17 protein-coding genes and 1 tRNA gene are annotated in these 22,306 nt (G+C 67.6%); 13 read left to right on the forward strand and 5 right to left on the reverse strand.

Annotation, left to right across the window (positions count from 1 at the left end):
* The 8 genes from ligD to aroC form a co-directional block, all read left to right on the forward strand.
* The coding region (gene ligD / locus RH90_RS12115; RefSeq protein WP_010185942.1) for a DNA ligase D at window positions 1-1,797 on the forward strand (1,797 nt) is incomplete at its 5' end.
* A gap of 199 nt (window positions 1,798-1,996) precedes the next feature.
* Window positions 1,997-4,474: a circularly permuted type 2 ATP-grasp protein gene (locus RH90_RS12120; protein ID WP_010185943.1), complete on the forward strand. Its 2,478-nt coding sequence runs from the start codon at window positions 1,997-1,999 to the stop codon at window positions 4,472-4,474.
* A 158-nt stretch (window positions 4,475-4,632) separates the two neighbouring features.
* Complete coding sequence (locus RH90_RS12125; RefSeq protein ID WP_010185944.1) at window positions 4,633-5,523, forward strand: transglutaminase family protein; 891 nt, start codon at window positions 4,633-4,635, stop codon at window positions 5,521-5,523.
* A gap of 77 nt (window positions 5,524-5,600) precedes the next feature.
* On the forward strand, window positions 5,601-6,539 hold the full coding sequence (locus RH90_RS12130; RefSeq protein ID WP_029625273.1) for a DnaJ C-terminal domain-containing protein: 939 nt from the start codon (window positions 5,601-5,603) through the stop codon (window positions 6,537-6,539).
* A gap of 23 nt (window positions 6,540-6,562) precedes the next feature.
* Complete coding sequence (locus RH90_RS12135) at window positions 6,563-7,522, forward strand: YihY/virulence factor BrkB family protein (RefSeq protein ID WP_010185949.1); 960 nt, start codon at window positions 6,563-6,565, stop codon at window positions 7,520-7,522.
* Window positions 7,519-8,322 (forward strand): enoyl-ACP reductase FabI, encoded by an 804-nt coding sequence (gene fabI / locus RH90_RS12140; RefSeq protein ID WP_010162137.1) that lies wholly within the window; start codon window positions 7,519-7,521, stop codon window positions 8,320-8,322. The genes RH90_RS12135 and fabI overlap by 4 nt, the downstream gene beginning before the upstream one ends.
* A 69-nt stretch (window positions 8,323-8,391) precedes the next feature.
* Window positions 8,392-8,814, forward strand: a complete 423-nt coding sequence (locus RH90_RS12145; protein WP_010185951.1) for an endonuclease domain-containing protein — start codon at window positions 8,392-8,394, stop codon at window positions 8,812-8,814.
* Complete coding sequence (aroC, locus tag RH90_RS12150; RefSeq protein WP_010185952.1) at window positions 8,811-9,878, forward strand: chorismate synthase; 1,068 nt, start codon at window positions 8,811-8,813, stop codon at window positions 9,876-9,878. Before RH90_RS12145 ends, aroC begins: the two co-directional genes overlap by 4 nt.
* 380 nt (window positions 9,879-10,258) lie before the next feature.
* Here aroC and RH90_RS12155 read toward each other — a convergent pair whose 3' ends face one another.
* Complete coding sequence (locus RH90_RS12155; RefSeq protein ID WP_010185953.1) at window positions 10,259-10,615, reverse strand: hypothetical protein; 357 nt, start codon at window positions 10,613-10,615, stop codon at window positions 10,259-10,261.
* 39 nt (window positions 10,616-10,654) lie between these two features.
* Entirely contained in the window at window positions 10,655-11,944 is a 1,290-nt protein-coding gene (locus RH90_RS12160) for an adenylosuccinate synthase (protein WP_010185954.1), read from the reverse strand.
* Between the two features lie 188 nt (window positions 11,945-12,132).
* Here RH90_RS12160 and RH90_RS12165 point away from each other — a divergent pair, with 188 nt between their 5' ends.
* The 4 genes from RH90_RS12165 to RH90_RS12180 all read left to right on the forward strand — a co-directional run bounded on the left by RH90_RS12165 (window position 12,133) and on the right by RH90_RS12180 (window position 15,453).
* Window positions 12,133-12,516 carry a hypothetical protein gene (locus RH90_RS12165; protein ID WP_010185955.1) on the forward strand — a complete coding sequence of 128 codons (384 nt, stop codon included), beginning with the start codon at window positions 12,133-12,135 and terminating at the stop codon, window positions 12,514-12,516.
* A 2-nt stretch (window positions 12,517-12,518) separates the two neighbouring features.
* A complete protein-coding gene (locus RH90_RS12170) occupies window positions 12,519-12,953 on the forward strand; it encodes a DUF1810 domain-containing protein (protein ID WP_010185956.1) in 435 nt (144 codons plus the stop codon).
* Window positions 12,954-13,023: 70 nt separating this feature from the next.
* A tRNA-Pro gene (locus tag RH90_RS12175) sits at window positions 13,024-13,100 on the forward strand.
* A 1,252-nt stretch (window positions 13,101-14,352) separates the two neighbouring features.
* The gene (locus tag RH90_RS12180) at window positions 14,353-15,453 is read left to right on the forward strand and encodes a DUF475 domain-containing protein (protein ID WP_010185957.1); all 1,101 of its coding nucleotides are present in this window, start codon (window positions 14,353-14,355) and stop codon (window positions 15,451-15,453) included.
* A 3-nt stretch (window positions 15,454-15,456) separates the two neighbouring features.
* Here the strand turns inward: RH90_RS12180 and RH90_RS12185 are convergent, their stop codons facing one another.
* The 3 genes from RH90_RS12185 to RH90_RS12195 are packed head-to-tail and all read right to left on the reverse strand — an operon-like array spanning window position 15,457 to window position 21,212.
* Window positions 15,457-16,872 carry an efflux transporter outer membrane subunit gene (locus RH90_RS12185; RefSeq protein ID WP_010185958.1) on the reverse strand — a complete coding sequence of 472 codons (1,416 nt, stop codon included), beginning with the start codon at window positions 16,870-16,872 and terminating at the stop codon, window positions 15,457-15,459.
* Window positions 16,859-18,001 (reverse strand): efflux RND transporter periplasmic adaptor subunit, encoded by a 1,143-nt coding sequence (locus tag RH90_RS12190; RefSeq protein ID WP_010185959.1) that lies wholly within the window; start codon window positions 17,999-18,001, stop codon window positions 16,859-16,861. Before RH90_RS12190 ends, RH90_RS12185 begins: the two co-directional genes overlap by 14 nt.
* Window positions 17,994-21,212, reverse strand: coding sequence for an efflux RND transporter permease subunit (locus RH90_RS12195; protein ID WP_010185961.1), 3,219 nt, complete (start codon window positions 21,210-21,212; stop codon window positions 17,994-17,996). The genes RH90_RS12190 and RH90_RS12195 overlap by 8 nt, the downstream gene beginning before the upstream one ends.
* A 183-nt stretch (window positions 21,213-21,395) precedes the next feature.
* On the opposite strand from RH90_RS12195, the gene RH90_RS12200 reads away from it, so the two are divergent.
* Window positions 21,396-22,289, forward strand: coding sequence for a LysR family transcriptional regulator (locus RH90_RS12200; RefSeq protein ID WP_010185962.1), 894 nt, complete (start codon window positions 21,396-21,398; stop codon window positions 22,287-22,289).
* The last annotated feature ends 17 nt before the right edge of the window (window positions 22,290-22,306 follow it).

Below are 22,306 nucleotides of genomic sequence, written 5' to 3' on the forward strand. Positions count from 1 at the left end.
GAGCCGCAGCTGTGTACGCTGGTCGATTCGGTTCCGACCGGAAACCAATGGCTGCACGAAGTGAAATATGACGGCTACCGCGCGCTGATCGCGGTATCCAAAGGCAAGGCCAAGGTCTTCACCCGCTCGGGCCTCGATTGGACCGACAAGTTCCAGGCCATCGCCGACGCGGTCGCCAAGCTTCCCGTCAAGACCGCGCTGCTCGACGGCGAGATCGTCGCGTTCAAGCATGGCAAGCCCGATTTCTCGACGCTCAAGAACGCCATTTCGAGCAGCGGCGAGATGACTTTCTTCGCCTTCGACCTGCTCCAGCTCGACGGCGCGGACCTGACCGGCCTCGCCAACAAAACGCGGAAAGAGCGGCTCCAGCCGCTGATCGACGGCAAGGACGCGCGCGTCCAATATTCCGAGCACATCATCGGGCAGGGCGAGCAACTGTTCGAGACGATGTGTCGCGAAGGCTATGAAGGCGTCGTCTCGAAGCGCGCCGACGCGCCGTATCGCGGCAAGCGGACGCAGGCGTGGCTCAAGATCAAATGCACGCAGCGCCAGGAATTCGTCATCGTCGGCTGGACGACGAGCGCGAAATCGCGCGGGTTTGCCTCGCTGCTCCTCGGGCTGAACGGCCCAGACGGGCTGGTCTATGCCGGCAAGGTCGGCACCGGGTTCAGCACCGGTTTCATGATGGAACTGAGCGACCGACTGAAGAAGATCGAACGCAAGACGCCGACCGTAAAGGCGCCGCGCGCCGCCGTCCGCGGCGCGCATTGGGTCAAGCCCGAGCTGGTCGCCGAAGTCGCCTATGCCGAGACCACGCCCGATGGCGTGCTCCGCCATTCGAGCTTCCTCGGCTTGCGCGAGGACAAGGCCGCGAGCGAGGTCGTCGCCGAGACGCCGGTAGCGGTCGACGGGCCCGAGATCCCCATTCCCGAAACCCACATCAAGGTCAGCAATCGCGACCGCGTGATCTTCCCCGAATCGAACGTCACCAAGGGCGAGCTCGCCGACTATTACGCGCAGGTCTCGGCCATCATGCTGCCCTTCGCCGGCAACCGTCCGATCAGCCTGGTGCGCTGCCCGCAGGGGCGCGCGAAAGCCTGCTTTTTCCAGAAGCACGACGCCGGCAGCTTCAAGGGCGACCATGTCCACAAGGTCCCGATCAAGGAGAAGGACGGCTCGAGCGAGGACTATCTCTATGTCGACGATGCCGATGGCCTCGTCGCCTGCGTCCAGATGGGGACGATCGAATTCCACGGCTGGGGCGCGTCGGTCGGCAGCCTCGAACAGCCCGACCGGATGGTGTTCGATCTCGACCCCGACGAGGAACTTGGCTTCGACGTCGTCAAGAAAGCGGCGGCGGACCTCAAGGAGCATCTCGCCGAACTCGGCCTCGTCAGCTTTGCGATGCTGTCCGGCGGGAAGGGTGTGCATGTCGTCGTGCCGCTCACCCCGCAGGCCGAGTGGCCCGCGGTCAAGGATTTCGCCGACCGCTTCGCGCGCGCCCTCGGCGAGGCGGAGCCCGATCGCTTCCTCGCGACCATGTCCAAGGCCAAGCGCAAGGGGCGGATCTTCATCGACTGGCTGCGCAACCAGCGCGGCGCGACCGCGGTGCTCCCCTATGTCGCGCGCGCGCGCGCCGGGGCGCCTGTCGCCGCCCCCGTCTCGTGGACCGAGCTGCGCGATATCGACACGGCGGGTCGCTGGAGCGTGCGCGATGCGGCAGAACTGATCGCGCGTGCGGGTTCGCGCGAACTGGCGGGATGGGGCCTTGCCGACCAGGTTCTGCCCGATCTGTGATCTTAATCAGTCTTACGCGGTTGCACCTGCGAAGCGATTGTGGCCTTGTCGCCGCGAGACGGGGGTAATGACGATGGCCGAGTGCGCATCTAAGCCCCTCCCTTTGGGGGGAGGGGTTGGGGGTGGGGACGTCCGAAGGGGTGCAGACCGCTTCACACTTCCCCACCCCAACCCCTCCCCTGAAGGGGAGGGGCTCTAAATGGCTACGGCTGCCGCGCCTTCGCTGCTCGACCCCGCCACGCATGCCGCGCGCTGGATCGCCGATTATCGCGCCCGCGCGACCAGCGGCGACGTGCTCGGCACCGATCCCGATCCGGCGTGGAGCGCGATGTTCGAGGAACTCGCCGCGGTGGCGGGCGACGATCTCGGGCAGGCGCGCGAGCGCGTCCAGCGCCATGCCGAGGATATCGGCACGGGCTTTCGCATCATCGGAGAGAGCGAGGAACGGCCGTGGCCGCTGTCGCCGGTCCCGCTGCTGATCGAGGCCGAGGAATGGCGCACGATCGAGGCCGGCATCGTCCAGCGCGCCGATCTGCTCGAGAGCGTGATCGCGGACCTGTACGGCGACGCGACGCTGGTGACGCGCGGGCTGATCCCGGCGGCCTTGGTCGGCGGCTCGCCCTTCTTCCTGCGCCCGATGGCGGGGCTGCTGCCGCCGGGCGGGCACCACCTCCAGTTCATCGCGGTCGATCTCGGACGCGGGCCGACCGGCGAATGGCGCGTGCTCGCCGATCATCTGCGCAGTCCTGCGGGCGCGGGCTATGCGCTTGAGAACCGGCTGGCGATCGCGCGGACGCTCGGCGGGCTGCAATCGCGGATCAACGTCCAGCGCCACGCGCCGTTCTTCGCGGCGTTCCGCGACGGCCTTGCCGCCGCCTGCCGCAGGGTCGAGCCGCGGATCGGGCTGCTCACGCCGGGCCGCTACAGCGCGAGCTATGCCGAACAGGCGCATCTCGCGCGCTATCTCGGCTTCCTGCTGGTCGAGGGCGCCGATCTCGCCGCGCTCGAAGACAAGCTCTACATCCGCACGATCGACGGGATGAAGCGCGTCGATGCGCTATGGCACCGCATCGACCCGCGGCTGCTCGATCCGCTGGCGTTCGATTCGCATTCGCATATCGGCGTCGCCGGGCTGATCGACGCGGCGGCGGCGGGTAATGTCGTGATCGCCAATGTGCCGGGTGCGGGCGTGCTCGAATCGGCAGCGTTCGGCGCGTTCCTGCCGGCGCTTGCGACGCGGCTGCTCGGCGCCGACCTGATCCTGCCCAATATCGCGACGTGGTGGTGCGGGCAGGACCGCGCGCGCGGCGAGGTGCTCGACGATCTCGACCGGATGCTGATCGGCCCGGCGTTCGGTGTCGCGCCGCTCGGTCTGCCCGGCGGCGTCGCGCTGCAGGGCGCGGATATCACCGGCGCGGCGCGCGACGCGCTGCTCGCCGATATGACGCGCCGGCCGCAGGATTATGTCGGGCAGGAGATCGTCCGGCTCTCGACGATGCCGGTGGTGACCGACGCCGGGCTCGCGGCGCGGCCCTTCACGCTGCGGGTCTTCGCGGCACGCGGCGCTGATGGTGGCTGGACCGTGCTGCCCGGCGGCTTTGCCCGGATCGGCGAACATCCCGATCCGCGCGCGGCGGTGATGGGCGAGGGGAGCTGGTCGGCCGACGTCGCGATCCACGGCGCCGAGACCGTCGCGCCGGTGTCGCTGCTGCCGCCCGCCGACACGATCCATGTGCGACGCAACCCCGGCACGCTGCCGAGCCGCGTCGCCGACAATTTCTTCTGGCTCGGGCGCTATCTCGAGCGCGGCGAGGCGCTGCTCGGCATCGTCCGCGTGATGCTCGGCAATTCGATCGACGCCGATGCCGGCGCCGCGCTGTCGCCCGAGACGGTCGGGCGGCTCGTCGGTCTGGTGGTCGGCGGCGGTGCCGCGCCGCATCCCGCGACGCTGCGCCGCGCCGATCTCGCGGCGCTCGCGCGCACCGCGATGGAGGATGCCGGCTGGCACAGCGTCCGCACGATCAACCGGCTCGCGCGCGGGATCGGGCAGGGGTCGCGCGACCGGCTTGCCGCCGACGTCGTGCGGCTGCTCGATGCGCCGTATCCGGCGAAGGGCGGGATGCTCGATCGCGCCGGATCGCTGCAGCGGCGCTATGCCGCGCTGTCGGGGCTGTCGGCCGAGCATATGGGGCGGACCGCGGCATGGCGTTTCCACGATCTCGGCCGCCGGCTCGAGCGTGCGCTGAGCGTCACGCGCGCCGTCCGCGCGTTCGGGATGGCGCAGGCGAGCCTCGATGACCTGTCGACCTTGCTCGACCTCGCCGACAGCCAGATCAGCTATCGCCAGCGCTATCTGACGGGAATCGCGCGCGTGCCGGTGGTCGATCTGGTCGCGCTCGATCCGGGCAATCCGCGCTCGCTCGCCTTCCAGATCTGCCGGATCTGCGAGCATCTGGCCGCGCTGCCGGTGCTCGAGGATGACGGGATGGAGGAGCCGCAGCAGATCCAGGGGGCGGTGTTGACGGCGATCGTCTCGACCGCGACCGCGGCGGCGCTCGACGCCGATCTCCTCGGCGATGTCGAGCGCCGGCTGTTCCAATTGTCCGAGGCGATCGCACGGCGCTATTTCCTGCAGGGTGCCGAGCCACTGCGCGCGGCCGGGATGACGCTGGCATGAGGAATTCTGCGGTGCGCTCGATCCCATTTCCTCCCCTCCCTGGAAGGGAGGGGCTGGGGGNNNNGGCCCGTGGAGAGGTCGACGCCAGCATTAGGCCGACCCACCCCCGACCCCTCCCTTTCAGGGAGGGAAGGAAGAAGGGGAAGGGGAGCCAGGCCATGATCTACGACATCCGCCACGTCACGCGCTTCGATTACGGCGCCCGCGTCAAGTTCGCGCGCTGCAATCTGCGGCTCAAGCCGATCCACTGGTCGGGCCAGACCCTGCTCGACTATCGCCTCACCATCTCGCCCTCGGGCCGCGTCGCCCCCGCGCGCGCCGAGGCGGGGCTCGCCAACGTCATGCGGATGGTGGTCGAACAGCCGGTCCGCCACCTCGTGATCGAAAGCGTGTCGCGGATCGAGATCGACCGGCCGGTGCCGATGCCGTTGAACGGCTCGCCGCCGCTCAGCGCGATCGCCGAGGCGGCGCGCGCAAGCCGTGACCCGTCGCCAGCCGGCCCCGCCGCCTATCTCTTCCCATCCCCGCTGATCCCGCTCGACCGCGACATCGCCGACTGGTGCGCGGCAGACCTCCACCCCGATCGCCCCGCGCTCGACGCGGCGATCGCGCTCGCGCAGCGCATCCAGAACGACTTCGCCTTCGATGCCAACGCCACTCTGGTCGACACTCCGCCGCACGAGGCGTTCCTCAAGCGCGGCGGCGTCTGCCAGGATTTCGCGCAGATCATGATTACGGGCTTACGCGCCGCCGGGCTGCCCGCCGCCTATGCCTCTGGCTATATCCGCACGATCCCGCCCCCCGGCCAGCCGCGCCTCGTCGGCGCCGATGCGACGCACGCCTGGGTGCTGCTGTGGTGCGGTCCCGAACTCGGCTGGGTCGGGGTCGATCCGACCAACGGCATCTGGATGGCGGGCGACCATATCGTCATGGCGATCGGCCGCGATTATGGCGAGATCGCGCCGATCGACGGCGTCGTGCTTGGCTCGGGCGCGCAGAAGATGGACGTCAGCGTCGACGTCGCCCCCGTGCTCGAAGCGGCGGCGTAACGAACGGCGTTTGCACTCCAGGCGGCGATACCCCAGATAGGCGCCATTCAACCCATTCCAGACTACCGGGGACTTTTGTGGCCGATCCTTACACAACGCTGGGCGTGGCGCGGACCGCGAGCGAGGCCGATATCAAGAAGGCGTATCGCAAGCTCGCCAAGGAACTCCATCCCGACAAGAACAAGGACAACCCCAAGGCGAGCGAGCGCTTCAGCACCGTGACGCAGGCGTACGATCTGCTCAACGACAAGGACAAGCGCGCGCGCTTCGACCGCGGCGAGATCGACGGCGACGGCAATCCGGCTGCGCCGTTCGGCTTCGGCGCGGGCGGCGGCAATCCCGGCGGCTTCCGCCCGGGGCCGGGCGGCGGCGGCTTCCAGGCTGACGGGCCCGATCTGAGCGACATCTTCGAGAATATGTTCGCAGGCGGCGGCGGTGGTCGCGGCGGCTTTGCCGGCGGGTTCGGCGGCTTTGGGCGGCGCGAGCAGCCCAAGGGCGGCAACATCCTCTACAAGCTCGACGTGCCCTTCACCGACGCGGTCGCCGCCAAGCCGCAGCGCATCACGCTCGGCGATGGCAAGACGATCGACCTCAAGCTCCCGCTCGGGCTCGAGAGCGGCGCGCAGATGCGGCTCGCGGGCAAGGGGCAGGCCGGGCCCGGCGGCAGCGGCGACGGCATCGTCACGATCACCGTGCTGCCGCATCGCTATTTCGAGCGCGTCGGCGACGATGTCCGGCTCGATCTGCCGGTCAGCCTCGCCGAGGCGGTGCTCGGCGCCAGCGTCCGCGTGCCGACCGCCGAGGGGGCGGTGATGCTCACCGTCCCGAAGGGATCGACCTCGGGCAAGACGCTGCGGCTGCGCGGCCGCGGCTTCCACCGCAAGGATGGTACGCGCGGCGATCAGCTCGTCACGCTGATGGTCGATCTGCCCGCCGACGATGCCGCGCTCGCCGCCTTCGTCGAAGGCTGGAAAGACAATGATCTACGGAACCCGCGGGCAGGGATGGACGTCTGACGTTTTTACCAGGAGCGTAACGCTTGAGTCAGCTTTCCCCCGCCTCGCCCGAAGTCCGTGCCGCCCGCGGCGAGGCAGGGGTTTCCCCCGACGATGTACCGCCCGCCGCGCGGCTTCCGGCGCGCGCCTGGCAGATTCTGCGGCGGGTCCTGATCGGCGTGTTTTCGGACGGGTTCATCCACGCCGGCAACCTTGCCTATCTCGCGCTGGTAACGGTGTTTCCGTTCTTCATCCTGGCGGCGGCGATCGCATCGCTGATCGGGCAGAGCACCGAGACGCAGCGCGCCGTCGCCTCGTTCCTCCACGTGCTGCCGCCCAATGTCAGCGACCTGCTCGAAAAGCCGATTCACGACGTGCTGCTCGCGCGGACCGGTTCGCTGCTGTGGGTCGGCGCGATCGTCGCTCTGTGGTCGGTCGGCAGCTTCGTCGAGACGATCCGCGACATCTTCCGCCGGGCGTACGGCGTCGTGTCGACCAAGCCGTTCTGGCATTACCGGCTGAGCTCGATGCTCGTCATCATCGCCTCGGTGGTGCTCGCGCTGCTGTCGTTCCTCGTCCAGGGGCTGATGACCGCGATCGAGCGGTTCATCTACACGCTGCTGCCGTTCGCGCAGAATGTGGCGGGTTGGGTCGGACTGTCGCGGATCGTACCGGGAGTCGTGATGTTCGGCGCCCTGTACATCCTGTTCTTCTCGGTCACCCCCTCCAAGTATCGCCTGAGCAAATGCCCGAAATGGCCCGGCGCGCTGTTCACCACCGCCTGGTGGGTCAGCATCACCGCGCTGCTCCCGGTCGTGTTGTCGCGGCTGGGCAGTTACGATCTCACTTATGGCAGCCTGGCGGGCGTGATCATCGCCTTGCTGTTCTTCTTCCTGGTCGGCCTCGGCATCGTGTTCGGCGCACATTTGAACGCAGCACTGGCGGAACCCGACCAACACGGGGTACAGGACGCGCACGAAACCAATGAGGTGGTGATAGCGTGACGGAATTGATGGCGGGCAAGCGCGGACTGATCATGGGCCTGGCCAATGATCGTTCGCTCGCCTGGGGGATTGCCAAGAAGCTGAGCGAGGCCGGGGCGGAGCTCGCCTTCAGCTATCAGGGCGAGGCGATGGAGAAGCGCGTGCGGCCGCTGGCCGAGCAGCTCGGCGTCGCGCGGCTGTTCGATTGCGACGTGTCGGACATGGGCGCGCTCGACGCGACCTTTGCCGATCTGGCGAAGGAATGGCCGACGATCGACTTCGTCGTCCATGCGATCGGTTTCTCGGACAAGAACGAGCTGCGCGGCGGTTATGTCGACACCAGCCTCGACAACTTCCTGATGACGATGAACATCTCGGTCTATTCGTTCGTCGCGGTGTGCAAGCGCGCGGCGGCGATGATGCCGAATGGCGGATCGCTGCTGACGCTCAGCTATTACGGCGCCGAGAAGGTCATCCCGCATTACAACGTGATGGGTGTCGCCAAGGCCGCGCTCGAGACCAGCGTGCAATATCTCGCGGTCGACCTCGGCCGCGACAATATCCGCGTCAACGCGATCTCGGCGGGGCCGATCAAGACGCTCGCCGCGAGCGGGATCGGCGACTTCCGCCTGATCCTCAAGTGGAACGAGCTCAACTCGCCGTTGAAGCGCAACGTGACGATCGAGGATGTCGGCGGCGCCGGGCTGTATCTGCTGAGCGATCTGGCGAGCGGCGTGACGGGCGAGACGCATCATGTCGATGCGGGCTATCATGTGATCGGCATGAAGGCCGAGGACGCTCCGGACATCGCGCTGGCGTAAGCCTTCTCCCTCTCCCCGTGGGGGAGAGGGAAGGGGCCCGCCGCGAAGCGGTGGGAAGGGTGAGGGGGTATGACGAAATCCCGCTATACCGTCGGCGACGGCAGCATCGAACGCGCCCGCGAATTGCGTCGCAATGCCACTGCTGCCGAGACCAAGCTCTGGTCCGTACTGCGCGGCAGCGCGCTTGACGGCCACAAATTCCGCCGCCAGCAACGCCTGGGGCCGTTCTATGCAGATTTCGTCTGCCAGGCGGCGCGGCTCGTGGTCGAGATCGACGGCGAAACGCATGTGGGCAATGAAGAGCGCGACGCGCGTCGTACCGCTTTTCTCGAACGAGAAGGCTATCGTGTGCTGCGGTTTTCTAATGCTGACGTGATGCAAAACGTGGAGGGCGTGACACAGGTCATTCGCTCCGCAATCGGAGCCTCACCTTCCCACCTGGCGATGCCGGGCGGGCCCCTTCCTCTCCCCCGGGGGGAGAGGAGATCATGAGCTTCAACACCTTCGGTCACGTCTTCCGCTTCACCACTTGGGGCGAATCGCACGGCCCCGCGATCGGCGCGGTGGTCGATGGCTGCCCTCCCGGCATCGCGATTGCCGAGTCCGATCTCCAGCCTTTCCTCGACCAGCGCCGCCCCGGCACGTCGCGCTTCACCACGCAGCGGCAGGAGCCCGACCAGGTCCGCATCCTGTCGGGCGTGTTCGAGGGGCGCACCACCGGCACGCCGATCAGCCTGATGATCGACAATGTCGACCAGCGCTCGAAGGATTATAGCGACGTCGCCAAGGCCTATCGCCCGGGCCATGCCGATTACGCCTATGATGCCAAATACGGCTTCCGCGATTATCGCGGCGGCGGGCGTTCCTCGGCGCGCGAGACCGCATCGCGCGTCGCCGCGGGCGCGGTCGCGCGGCTGGTGATCCCCGAGGTGACGATCACCGCCTGGGTCGAGGCGATTGGTGGCGATGCGATCGACCCGGCCAATTTCGACGCCGCCGAGATCGGCCGCAACCCGTTCTTCTCCCCCGACGCGACGGCTGCAGCCCGCTGGGAAGCCTTGGTCGACACCGCGCGGAAGGCCGGCTCGTCGCTCGGCGCGGTGATCGGCTGCGCGGCGACGGGCGTGCCCGCGGGCTGGGGCGCGCCGCTCTATGCCAAGCTCGACGCCGAACTCGCCGCCGCCTGCATGGGGATCAACGCGGTCAAGGGCGTCGAGATCGGCGACGGCTTCACCGCGGCGACGCTGCGCGGCGAGGACAATGCCGACGCGATGCGACCGGGTGAGGACGGCCCGGCCTTCCTCGCCAACCATGCCGGCGGCATCGCCGGCGGGATCGCGACAGGCCAGCCGATCAGGCTGCGCGTCGCGTTCAAGCCGACCGCGTCGATCCTGACTCCGGTCGAGACGATCGACCGTTCGGGCGCGGCGACCGAGATCATGACCAAGGGCCGCCACGACCCCTGTGTCGGGATTCGCGGCGCGCCGGTCGTCGCGGCGATGGTCGCCTTGGTGCTGGCCGATCACAAGCTGCTGCACCGCGCACAGATCGGCTGAGGCCGCGTCGTCGCGGCTTGCGCTTCAAACCCGTCCAACCCCGTCATTCCAGCGCAAGCTGGGATCTCACGCAGGATTGGCGCGCCCGTGCATAGGGAGACCCCAGCTTTTTCTGGGGTGACGGCTTTGAGGAGCGCTCACGCCTGATCGACCACGATGTATTCGCATTGGGCCCGCGGATCCGACCTTATCATGCGGCTTGACACCCTGACCTTAGCGTCGAGTATCGTGCTGCAGTGCAACGAAGATCGCAAGATACCGCAACCATGATGCAGAACTCTGATGCAAGTTGGCAACAAGAAGACAAACTGTTGTTTTAGAGCGACAACACGAGCGACCAATTGCGAACTAGGGCGTTCTTACTCCGACCCATTCGACGGTCACGTCATCTCAAAGGACAGACCCATGCGTATCGCAACCATCACGGCAATTGCTGCAATGACGCTCTCGTCGGCCGCCCTGGCGCAGACCACACCGGCATCACCCGGCGCACCGACCACGTCTTCGCCGTCGACGACCGGGCCCTCGACGACCGGACCGGCGACCTCGTCGCCGAGCACCTCGGCCCCGACGACCGCCGACCCCGCAATGTCGACGCCCGATTCGTCGGCGAGCACGACATCGACCACCGATTCGACGATGTCGACCCAGACCCCGGGTGACTCGACGACCACGACGACCAAGAGCAAGTCGAAGAAGAAGCACCCGATGTAATCGAATCCCCTTCGGTTCGTCACGCTCCCCGGTCGCGCGCAAGCGCGGCCGGGGTTTTTGCGTCAGTCGGCGAACGGGTCGCGGACGAGGATCGTGTCGTCGCGCTCGGGGCTGGTCGAGACGAGCGCCACCGGGCAGCGGATGAGTTCCTCGATCCGGCGGATATACTTGATCGCCTGCGCCGGCAGATCGGCCCAGCTGCGCGCGCCTGCGGTCGTTTCCTGCCAGCCGGGCATCGCTTCGTAGATCGGCTCGACTTCGGCCTGGTCGGCGGCATGCGCCGGATAATAATCGAGCGTCTCGCCGCGCAGGCGATAGCCCGTGCAGATCTTCACTTCGTCGAACCCGTCGAGCACGTCGATCTTGGTCAGTGCGATGCCGGTGATCCCGCCGACCGCCGCCGACTGGCGCACCAGCACCGAATCGAACCAGCCGCAGCGGCGCTTGCGCCCGGTGACGGTGCCGAATTCGTGCCCGCGCACGCCGAGCTTCTCGCCAGTCTCGTCCTCGAGCTCGGTCGGGAAGGGCCCCGAGCCGACGCGCGTGGTATAGGCCTTGGCGATCCCGAGCACGAAGCCGACCGCGCTCGGCCCTAGCCCCGATCCGCCCGCCGCGGTGCCCGAAATCGTGTTCGACGAGGTGACGAACGGATAGGTACCGTGGTCGACATCGAGCAGCACGCCCTGCGCACCCTCGAACAGGATGCGCTTCCCTGCCGCACGATCGGCGTTGAGAATCCGCCAGGTCGGCTTGGCAAAGGGCAGGACGAACGGCGCGATCTCGCGCAACGCCTCGACCAGTGCGGCGCGGTCGACCGGCGGCTCGCCGAAGCCCGCGCGCAGCGCGTCGTGATGCGCGCTGATTCGGTCGAGCTGCGCGTCGAGCGCGTCGAGATGCGCGAGATCGCAGACGCGGATCGCGCGACGGCCGACCTTGTCCTCATAGGCCGGGCCGATGCCGCGGCGCGTCGTGCCGATCTTGCCAGCGCCGCTGGCATCCTCGCGCAGCCCGTCGAGGTCGCGATGGAACGGCAGGATCAGCGCGCAGGTGTCGGACACCATCAGCGTGTCGGGGGTGATCGTCACGCCCTGGCCGCGCAGTTTCTCCACCTCGGCCTTGAGCGCCCACGGGTCGAGCACCACGCCATTGCCGATCACCGACGGCGTCCCGCGGACGATGCCCGAGGGGAGCAGCGACAGCTTGTAGACGCTTTCGCCGACGACGAGCGTGTGGCCGGCATTGTGCCCGCCCTGGAAGCGCACGACGACATCGGCGCGCTCGGCGAGCCAGTCGACGATCTTGCCTTTGCCTTCATCGCCCCATTGAGCGCCGATCACGGCTACGTTTCCCACGGTCTTCCACCTGACTGTTACAGTTTCGGTGCAGCCCTAATGCGGAGGGGGCGGGGGGTCCATGTCTAATGCACCCCACCGCGCCGCGCCCAACCGTGCAGGCGTCGCCGAGCAGGACCGCACCGCGTTGCCTATTTGGACCAAGGGGTTCATGACGGGTGGGCTCAAACGGGTTATAGGTCGCTTCGATGCACTCCTCTCGCCACACACTCGCGCTCCTGATCACGGCAGGCGTAGCGCTTGCGCCGCTCGCGGCCGCCGCGCAGGCGACACCCGCCGCGCCATCTGCGCAACCAGCCCCGGCGGCCGACACCGATACGATCCGGCTGACCGACGAGCAGCGGCTCGCGATCCTCGATCACAACACGCCCGAGAGCGTCGCCGCGGCGCGCGGCGAGATGCCCGAAGCCGAACGCAAGACGCTCGGCATCCACGGCGAAGTCGGCGCCGCGATCGGCACCAACGGCCTGCGCTCGCTCTACGGCGTGGCGCAGGTCCCGCTCGGCGACAATGCCGCCGCGACGGTGGCGTTCGAGAGCAGCCAATACGGGTATCCCCGCCGGGGGCGGTGAGGGTGGCGGCAACGTCCGATCGCTTCGATCTGGCGCGCTTCGTCGCGGCGCAGGCGCCGATCTTCGACACGGCGCTCGGGGAAATCGCGCGCGGCGAAAAGCGCAGCCACTGGATGTGGTTTATCTTCCCGCAATATGCCGGCCTCGGCCGCAGCGCGATGGCGGCGCGCTATGCGATCGGGTCGCTTGCCGAGGCGCAGGCCTATCTCGCGCATCCCGTGCTGGGCGCACGGCTGCGGCTGTGCGTCGCGACGCTCGACGCGGTGCGGGGGCGCAGCGCGCAAGCGGTGTTCGGCGCGGTCGATGCGGCGAAGTTGCGCTCCTCGCTCACGCTGTTCGATGCCGCGAGCAACGAGCCGATCTTCGCGGCGGCGCTCGACCGTTGGTTCGACGGCGCCGCCGACGCGCAGACGCTGGCGTTGCTGCGCGCGGGCTGATTGCGACCTCCGCGGGGGTGCGATCAGCGGCTTGCGCTTCGCGCGGCACCCGCCTAAGCGCATCCAGCGTCGGGGAGTGGCGCAGTCTGGTAGCGCGCCTGCTTTGGGAGCAGGATGTCGCAGGTTCGAATCCTGTCTCCCCGACCAACTTTCTATACGCGTTGCGCTGCAATCACCTAGCTTTCCGTGCTATGGGAATTGCGTCAGCAATCCGCTCTGCAAGACGTCCAACCGCGGGGTGCGAGCATCGCACGATGATGCATTCGATTGCGCGATTGCGCCGTATCGCGGTCCTTCGCCAATTCGGAAAGTCCGGTGTCGGGCGCGAGAGCGAACGGGAGGGGCTCTGCCAGGCATCTTCGTTCCGTTCTCCACCACTGTTCGCCGTTTAGCACGCGATCCTGAGCCCATGCCGTTCATAAGGGCCTTGCGGCGACTATCTTGCGAGGCAGCGGCGGGTCCGAACCAAGCGATTGCAGACGCGAAAGTGCGCGGTCCGCGTCGCCGAAACCAGCCATTCGTGCGACGCGATCTTCCCGGTTAGACAACGATACCTTGCGCCTTGACACTTCGCCGGGCACCACGTTCAATGTCGAAGGCCGTTTTGAGAAGCGTAGAGCATGGTTAGGTTGATCGCGATCGCTTTCCTTTCTTTGCATCGACCGCTTTTGCTACTGTTCCTCCGCCGTTGTCATCGGGCGCGCTGGACACCTACAGGCGGGTAGCGGCGGCCCCTAGCCGTAACGCGATAGAACAGTATCTGCTGTTGTTCTCGCCGGCCGTCAGCGTCATTGAAAATGGCAAGCAGGTCGCAAAAAGCCGCGAGGAGTGGAAATCATACTTGCTCAGCAATCTGGCATGGTCGGTCGAACATCGGTTGATCGGATACGGAAATCCAACGCTCGTAGCGGATTCGGTATTTCTTCCTTTCAATGGCTGCTGTCTACACACGCGATTTGGTGTCTATCATTTTGGCGATGACGGGCTGGTCGATGAAGTAAGGTTTACAACCGGGGGAACGTTTTGGGACGGCACGTTGCGACCTTAATCCCTTCGCGATGAACAACCCTTCGTGAGCGGCCGCAGCGCCGCCCCATGTCGGCTATCACCATGTGCCTTTTTGGAAGCGGACAGCGCGTTTTCCACCATTATCCGAGGTTCCAGCCGTCGCCTTTGTCCAAAACGGCCCGTCCGGCATCAATCCGAGAAGCGGGGAGTTCGAGACGACGCTCTGCCGACGTGCCGATCGTCGCCGGTGGCGGTCATCCTCATGGACCCATGGCGTCTAGCGGATTGGCGCCCGCCGGGTTCGTCGATCGCTCCATGCGCCTGCCCAGGGATCGGTCGACGTTTCGCGCCGGTTGCAAAACCGCCGCAAATCGTCTCTCGCATCGCCGTGATGAAAAACTTCTACGGCTCGATCCTGTTCACGCTCGTCTGCCTGCTGCTCGCGGGCGGGCTCGCTGTCTGGCAGGGCGGGGGACTCGAGCTTGTGGGCGAATTCGTCTTCGTCGCTGCCGTGCTCGGCGCGATGGAGACTTCGCTCAGCCTCGACAATGCGGTCGTCAACGCCTCGATCCTCAAGGACATGGCGCCGGTGTGGCAGCGGCGCTTCCTCACCTGGGGCGTGCTGATCGCGGTGTTCGGGATGCGGATCATCTTTCCGATCCTGATCGTCGCGGTGTCGGCGCTGATCAGCCCGTGGGAGGCGGCGCGGATCGCATTCGTCGATCAAATCCGTTACGAGGCGATCGTCACCGGCGCGCATATCGGGATTTCGGGGTTCGGCGGCGCGTTCCTGCTGCTGGTCGGGCTGAGCTTCTTTTTCGATCCCAATCGCGAGCATGTGTGGCTGAGCTGGATCGAGCGGCCGCTCGCCGCCTTCGCGCGGGTTCCGGCCGCCGCCTATCTCGTCGTCGCGGCGGTGATCGTCGGCCTGTCGTTCCTGCTCGACGGCGCGCCGCAGCGGACCTTCCTGATCGCGGGCCTGTCCGGCGGCGCCACCTTCTTCGCCGTCCACCGGATCGGCGCGCTGTTCGGCGGCGATGTCGATCACGCCACGGGCGCGGTGGTGCGCACCGGGCTCGGCGGCTTCATCTATCTCGAATTCCTCGACGCGAGCTTCTCGTTCGACGGCGTGATCGGCGCGTTCGCGATCACCAACGACATCGTGCTGATCGCGCTCGGGCTCGGCATCGGCGCGATGTTCGTGCGATCGATGACGGTCGCGCTGGTGCATGGCGGGCACCTCGCCGAGTTCCGCTATCTCGAGCACGGCGCCTTCTACGCGATCCTCGCGCTCGCTACGATCATGCTGCTCAGCATCCGCGTCGAAACGCCCGAGATCGTCACCGGGCTGATCGGCGCGGCGTTCATCGCGCTGTCGCTCTATGCCTCGGTCCGACACCGCCGGCGCCATCCGGACGACTATGCCGATAACGGCGTCGGCGAGGTCGTCCTGCCCGACGGCGATTGCCAGCCCGACACCCGTACCCGCTGAGCCTCAGCCCGCCGGGAACGCCCCGCCGAGCGCGCGCACCATATCGGTCGCGACGGTCAGCTGCTGCGTCCGCACCGTCAGCAGCGCGCGCTCGGCATCGAGCGCGGCGGTCTGCGCGAGCACCACCTCGAGATAATCCGAGGCGCCGTCGCGATAGCGCGTCTCGGCAAGATCGCGCGTCCGCTCGGCGGCGGTTGCGGCGACCTGCTGGTTGCGCGCCTGGTCGGCGAGGTGCCGCCCGGCGGCGAGATCGTCCTCGACCTCGCGGAACGCGCTCAACACCGTCTGCCGATAATTCGCCGCCGCCTCGTCGAACTGCGCGCGCGACAGCCGCACGTTCGCCCGCCGTGCGCCGCCGTCGAACAGCGTCTGCGCGAGCGACAGCGGGCCGAGCGCCCAGAAGCCGTTGGCGGCGCTCAGCAGGTTGCCGCTGCCGGCCTCGAAGCCGCCCGACGCGCCGAGCGAGATGCTCGGATAGAGCGCCGCGCGGGCGACGCCGATCTGCGCATTGGCGGCGGCGACGCGGCGTTCGGCGGCGAGGATGTCGGGCCGGCGCTCGAGCAAGGTCGAGGGCAGGCTCGCGGGGATCGCCGGCGGGGCGATCGCGCGGTTGTCGACCGGGAGCGAGAAGCTCGACGGGCTTTCGCCGATCAGCACCGCGATCGCATGTTCGTCGCGCGCGCGATCGGCGCGCACCGAGTCGAGCTCGGCGCGCGCGCTCGCGAGCTGGCTCTGCGACCGGCTGACGTCGATTCCCGAGGCGATCCCGCCCGAATGGCGCGTGTCGGTGAGCTGGAAGGCGCGGCTGTAGGCATCGACCGTCTGCTGGAGCAGCACGATCCGCGCATCGAGCCCGCGCATGTCGAAATAGGCTGACCCGAGCTGCGCCTGCAGCGCGAGCCGGACCCCCGCGAGATCCGACGCGCTCGCCTGCGCCGACGCGCGGTTCGCGGCGAGCGTGTTGCGGACGCGACCGAACAGGTCGATTTCGTAGGAGAGCGACGGGCCGATCAGCGCGTTGTTGTAGGTGACCGCGTTTCCCACCGAAAGCGGCCGGCCCGCCGACACGCGCGCGCGCTCGATATCGGCGCCCGCGTCGATCTGCGGGAACAACGCCGCCCGGCTGCGGCGCACGACGGCGCTCGCTTCCTCATAGCGTGCGGCGGCAGCGGCGAGATCGAAATTGCCCGTCTCGATCCGCGCTTCGAGCGCGCTGAAGGTCGCGTCGCCGAACGCCTCCCACCAGCGCCCCGCCGGCACGACGGCAGTCCCCGCGGTCTGCCACGGCCCGGTCTCCTTATACGCCGGCGCCACCGCGATCGCAGGCTGATGATAGTCGGGCGCGAGCGAACAGCCGGCGAGCGCCACCAGGCTCACCAGGACCGCCGCCGCGCCGAGACGCCGCTTACTTGCCCGCATTGGGGAGCACCTTCACCGCGTCGCCGGTCTGGAGCGAGTCGGGCGGATTGTCGATCACGCGGTCCTGCGCGGTGAGCCCCGCGGTGATCTCGACCGTCTTGCCCTGATCGCGCCCGATCGTGACGGTGCGCAATTGCGCCTTGTTGCCCGGCCCGAGCAAGGCGACCTGCGTCCCCCCCGATCCGATAATCAGCGCGCTCGGCGGCAACGACACCGTCCCCGACGCGCCGGTCAGCGGGAAACTCGCCTGCGCATAGGAGCCGGGTTTCAGCGCATGATCGCGGTTGGGCGCCTGCACCTCGACCAGCACCGTGCCCGAGCCCGGATCGATCGCGCCCGCGCTGCGCGTCAGCGTCGCATCGAAGGTCCGCCCGGCATATTCGGGCAGCGTCAGTGCGACCTGCATGCCGGTATGGACCTGTCCCGAATAGGCCTGCGGCACCTTCACATAGGCGCGGATCCGGCTGACGTCGGCGACGGTGAACAGCGGCGTCGAAGCGGCGTTGCCCGCGACGACGAGCGCACCGATCTGCGTCGCGCGGCTCGTCACGATCCCGTCGAACGGCGCGGTCAGCCGCGTGAAACCGGTGAGCGAGCGCAACCGCGCGACATTGGCGCGCGCGGCGTTGGTCAGCGCCGATTTGGCGGCGAGGTCGCCGATCTTCTCGTCGGTCTCCTGCTTCGACACCGCATCCTTGGCGAGCATCGTCCGCCAGCGTGTCGCGGTGGTCGCGGCGAGCGATTGGTTGGCCTGCGCGGTCTGCAGATCGGCTTGCGCCGCGACCAGTTGCTGGTCGACCTCGGGCGCATCGAGGATCGCGAGCGTCTGCCCGCGCCGCACCGGATCGCCGAGATCGACCAGCCAGCGCCGGACATAGCCCGTCGTGCGCGCATAGATCGGCGCGCTGTTGAGCGCCTGCAGCGCCGCCGGCAGCCGCAGCGCATCGCTGCTCGCCGCCGATGTCGCGTGGATCACCGACACGCTGGGGAGCGCCTGTTGCTCGGTCCAGTCGGCGAGGCGATGCTCGGAATGGACGCGCGACGCGATCCCGCCGCCGACCACCGCCACCAGGACGATCGCCGCGATGCCCCCGGCGAGCTTGAGCCGGCCGTTGCCGCCCTCAGACATGAGCTTCCTCCAAATGCGTGTGCGCGACGGGCGCGGGGGTAGGGGCGCGGTCGCGCTTCTTGTGAACCAGCGAGAAGATGACGGGGACGAACATCAGCGTCGCGAAGGTCGCGACGATCAGCCCGCCGATCACGGCGCGGCCGAGCGGCGCATTCTGCTCGCCGCCCTCGCCGAAGCCCATCGCCATCGGCAGCATGCCGATGATCATCGCGAGCGCGGTCATCAGCACCGGGCGGAAGCGCACCTGTCCGGCCTCGAGCGCGGCGGCGGTCGAGTTGCCGAGCTCGGCGAGCCGCTCGCGCGCGAAGCTGACGACGAGGATCGCGTTGGCGGTGGCGACGCCCATGCACATGATCGCGCCGGTCAGCGCGGGGACCGACAGCTGCGTGCCGGTCGCGAACAGCATCCAGATGATCCCGGCGATCGCGCCGGGCAGCGCGGTGATGATCACGAACGGATCGAGCCAGCTCTGGAAATTCACCACGATCAGCAGATAGATCAGCACGATCGCGCCGATCAGCCCGAAGCCGAGCCCCGAAAAGGCGCTGTTCATCGTCGCATATTGGCCGCGCAGCGTGACCGTCACGCCCTTCGGCGTCTGGCCTTTGAGGTCGTTGATCACCTTGACGATATCACCCGAAACCGCGCCGAGATCGCGGTCGGTCGGCGTCGCGAAAATGTCGATCACCGGCGCGATGTTATAGTGCGAGACCACCGCCGCCGAGCTCGCGCGGGTCACGCTGCTGAGGCCGCCGAGCACCTGGCCGGTTTGCGTGGCGCCGGTCCCGGTGACGGGGATGTTCGACAGATCGCTGACCGACCCGAGCCGATATTCGGGCGTCTGCGCGACGACCGCATAGGACACGCCATTGTCGGGGTTGAGATAGAAGACCGGTGCGGTCTGCGAAGTGCCGGCGAGCGAGTTGCCGACGCTGTTGGTAACGTCGCGCTCGGTCAGGCCATATTGTCCGATGCGGGTCCGATCGACATTGACGTTGAGCTGCGGATAGCGCGTCGATTGCTGGATGCGCGGATCGGCGACGCCGGGGATGCGCTTGACCTGCCGCAGGATCTTCTGCGCGAAGTCGGCATTGACCGTGGCGTCCTTGCCGGTGACCTGGATGTCGATCGGCGAGGGCGCGCCGAAGTTGAGGATCTGCGTCGTGATGTCGGCGGGCAGGAACGAGAATTGCGTGCCCGGGAAGGCCTTGGGCAGGCTCTCGCGCAGCGTCCGCACATAGTCCGCGGTCGGGCTGTGGTCCTTCGACAGCTGGATCAATATGTCGCCGTCCTGCGGGCCGACCGTACCCGAATTGCCGTACACCGTGTTGATCGAGCTGACAGGGAGGCCGATGTTATCGACCACCGAGACGAGGTCGCGCGCCGGGATCGTCGCGCGGATGTGGTGCGCGATCCGGTCGAACTGCGCCGACGTATCCTCGATCCGGCTGCCGACGGGCGCGCGGACGTGGATCGCCATCGCGCCGGCATCGACCGTCGGGAAGAAGTTCTGCCCGAGGAACGGCAGCAGCAGGAACGACAGCAGCACCGCGGCGACGAAGCCGAACAGGAACGGCTTGGGACGGCCGAGCGCCTTTTCGAGCAACCCGGCATAGCCGAGGCGGATCTTCTCGAAGCGATGCTCGAAGCCGCGCTGGAAGCGCACCAGCGGATTGCGCGAGTTGGGCGTGCCCGCCTCGTGCAGCGCTGCGTCGCTATGCCCGCCGGCATGGGGCTTGAGCAGGTACATCGCCATGGTCGGCACCAACGTGCGCGACAGGATGAACGACGCGATCATCGCAAACACCACCGCAAGCGCGAGCGGCACGAACAGGAAGCCCGCGATGCCGGGTAAGAAGAACATCGGGACGAACACGATGCAGATGCACAGCAGCGAGACGAACGCCGGCGTGACGATCTGCGCCGCGCCGTCCAGGATCGCTTCGGTGACGCCCTTGCCCTGTTCGAGATGCCAGGTGATGCTCTCGATCGTCACCGTCGCATCGTCGACCAGGATTCCGACCGCGAGGCTGAGGCCCCCCAGCGTCATGATGTTGAGCGTGTTCCCCGTCGCCGACAGCGCGATGATCGCCGCGAGGATCGCGAGCGGGATCGAGATGGCGATGATCACGGTCGAGCGCCACGAGCCGAGAAACAGCAGGATCATCAGCGAGGTCAGCGCCGCGGCGATCGCGCCTTCCTTGATGACGCCCTCGACCGCCGCCTTCACGAACACCGACTGATCGCCGATCGGCACGATCTTGAGCGCCGCCGGCAGCGTCTCCTGGATCTTGGGCAGCGCGTCCTTGACGCCCTGGACGATCGCCAGCGTCGAGGTCGCGCCGTTCTTGAGGATCGTCATCACCACCGAGCGCGAGCCGTCGACATGGACGATGTTGGTCTGCGGCGCCGAGCCGTCGCGGACATGCGCCACGTCGCGCATGTAGATCGTCGCGCCGCCCACGACCTTGATCGGCAGCGCGTTGAGTTCCTCGACCGAGCCCGGCGCGTTGTTGAGCTTCACATTGTACTGATAGCCGCCGATCTTGACGAAGCCCGCCGGGTTGATCTGGTTCTGCGCGGCGATCGCATTGCCGACGTCCTGGCCCGACAGCCCCTTCGACTGGAGCGCCTCCGGGTCGAGATCGATCTGGATCTGCCGCGTCTTGCCGCCCGACGGGTAGGGGACGGCGGCGCCCGGCACCGTCACCAGATTGGTGCGGATCTGGTTCTGCGCGATGTCGAACAGCTGGCCTTCGGAGAGCCCCTTGCCCGACAGCGCGAGCTGGACGATCGGCACGGTCGAGGCGTTGTAGTTGAGGATCAGCGGCGGGGTGACCCCGGGCGGCAGCTGCTTGAGCACGCTCTGCGACACCGAGGTGACCTGCGCGGTCGCGGTGCGGATGTCGGCGCCGGGCTGGAAATAGATCTTCACCACGCCGATGCCGTTCATCGACTGGCTCTCGATATGGTCGATGTCGTTGACCGTCGTCGTCAGGATGCGCTCGAACGGGGTGATGATGCGCCCCGACATCTCGTCGGGCGACAGGCCGCTATACTGCCATGCGGTGGCGATCACGGGCACGCCGATATTGGGGAAGATGTCGACCGGGGTGCGGATCGCCGCGAGCACGCCCATGATCGCGATCAGGATCGCCATCACGATGAAGGTGAGCGGTCGCTGAAGCGCGACGCGGACGATGCCGATCACGCGGGACGGCTCCGGACGGCGCGTTGGGCAAGGCAGGGGGGCGTTGCAAACACTGGGGAACTCCGGGTTTCGGGCAGCGGTATGATCGACTTCGCACTCGCAGCAAAGCGCCCCTTGCGCCTCGACATTCATCCTCGTCCAATATGGTTTACAGCATGATCGATAGCGATTAGCTCTTGATCGATGGAACTGCGCCATCTCCGCTATTTCGTCGGCGTCGCCGAGGAACTGCACTTCGCACGCGCCGCCGCGCGGCTCGGCATTTCGCAACCGCCGCTCAGCCAGCAGATCGCCGCGCTCGAGCAGGAATTGGGCGTCCGCTTGTTCGACCGCACCAGCCGCAGCGTCCGCCTGACCAGCGCGGGCGCCGCCTTTCTCGGTGAGGCGCGCGCGACGCTCGCGCAGGCCGAACGCGCGGTCGACGTCGCACACCGCGCGGCGCGCGGCGAGCTCGGCCAGCTCAATCTCGGCTTCAACGCCTCGGCGCCGTTCGTGCCGCGGATCGCCAAGGCGATCTTCGACTATCGCCAGGCCTATCCCGACGTGAAGCTCGCGCTGACCGAATTGGCGGGGAGGGTCCAGCCGACCGCGCTGACCGATCATGCGCTCGATCTGTGCTTCGTCCGCGGCTTCCACCGCCCCGATGTCGATGCGACGATCCAGGCGACCCCGATCCTCGAGGAGCGGCTGATGGTGGCGATGCGCCCCGATCACCGCTTCGCCGACCGCGCGGACCTGGGCCTGCGCGACCTCGAGGGCGAACCGCTGATCCTCTACAGCCGCGAGGATGGCGCGACCTTCACCCAGGAACTGTTCGAGATGTTGCGCGGCGTCGGGGTCGAGCCCAACATGGCGCATACCGTGCGCGAGGTGTCGACGCTGTTCGGGCTCGCCGCGGCGGGGATCGGCGTGACCGTGGTGGCCGAGTCGCTCTGCGCGCTCCAGTCGAGCAAGCTCGTCTATGTGCCGCTGTCGGACCCCGAATCGCGTACCGGCATGTGGCTGCTCCACCTGCGCGACGGCGCCAGCCTGACCTGCCGGGCGTTTCTCGACATCGTCGCGGCAAGCGCGGCGTAAGCCGCAAAAAAGCCCCT

It is taken from the genome of Sphingomonas sp. PAMC 26605, from assembly GCF_000241485.1.
Taxonomy (GTDB): domain Bacteria; phylum Pseudomonadota; class Alphaproteobacteria; order Sphingomonadales; family Sphingomonadaceae; genus Sphingomonas.

Excerpts from the sequence above, each read along its gene's own strand:
- aroC (WP_010185952.1), top strand. The coding sequence starts at position 8,811 with ATGAGCTTCAACACCTTCGGTCACGTCTTCCGCTTCACCACTTGGGGC.
- RH90_RS12120 (WP_010185943.1), top strand. The coding sequence starts at position 1,997 with ATGGCTACGGCTGCCGCGCCTTCGCTGCTCGACCCCGCCACGCATGCC.
- RH90_RS12200 (WP_010185962.1), top strand. The coding sequence starts at position 21,396 with ATGGAACTGCGCCATCTCCGCTATTTCGTCGGCGTCGCCGAGGAACTG.
- RH90_RS12125 (WP_010185944.1), top strand. The coding sequence starts at position 4,633 with ATGATCTACGACATCCGCCACGTCACGCGCTTCGATTACGGCGCCCGC.
- RH90_RS12180 (WP_010185957.1), top strand. The coding sequence starts at position 14,353 with ATGAAAAACTTCTACGGCTCGATCCTGTTCACGCTCGTCTGCCTGCTG.
- RH90_RS12190 (WP_010185959.1), bottom strand. The coding sequence starts at position 18,001 with ATGTCTGAGGGCGGCAACGGCCGGCTCAAGCTCGCCGGGGGCATCGCG.
- RH90_RS12145 (WP_010185951.1), top strand. The coding sequence starts at position 8,392 with ATGACGAAATCCCGCTATACCGTCGGCGACGGCAGCATCGAACGCGCC.
- RH90_RS12185 (WP_010185958.1), bottom strand. The coding sequence starts at position 16,872 with ATGCGGGCAAGTAAGCGGCGTCTCGGCGCGGCGGCGGTCCTGGTGAGC.
- RH90_RS12165 (WP_010185955.1), top strand. The coding sequence starts at position 12,133 with ATGCACTCCTCTCGCCACACACTCGCGCTCCTGATCACGGCAGGCGTA.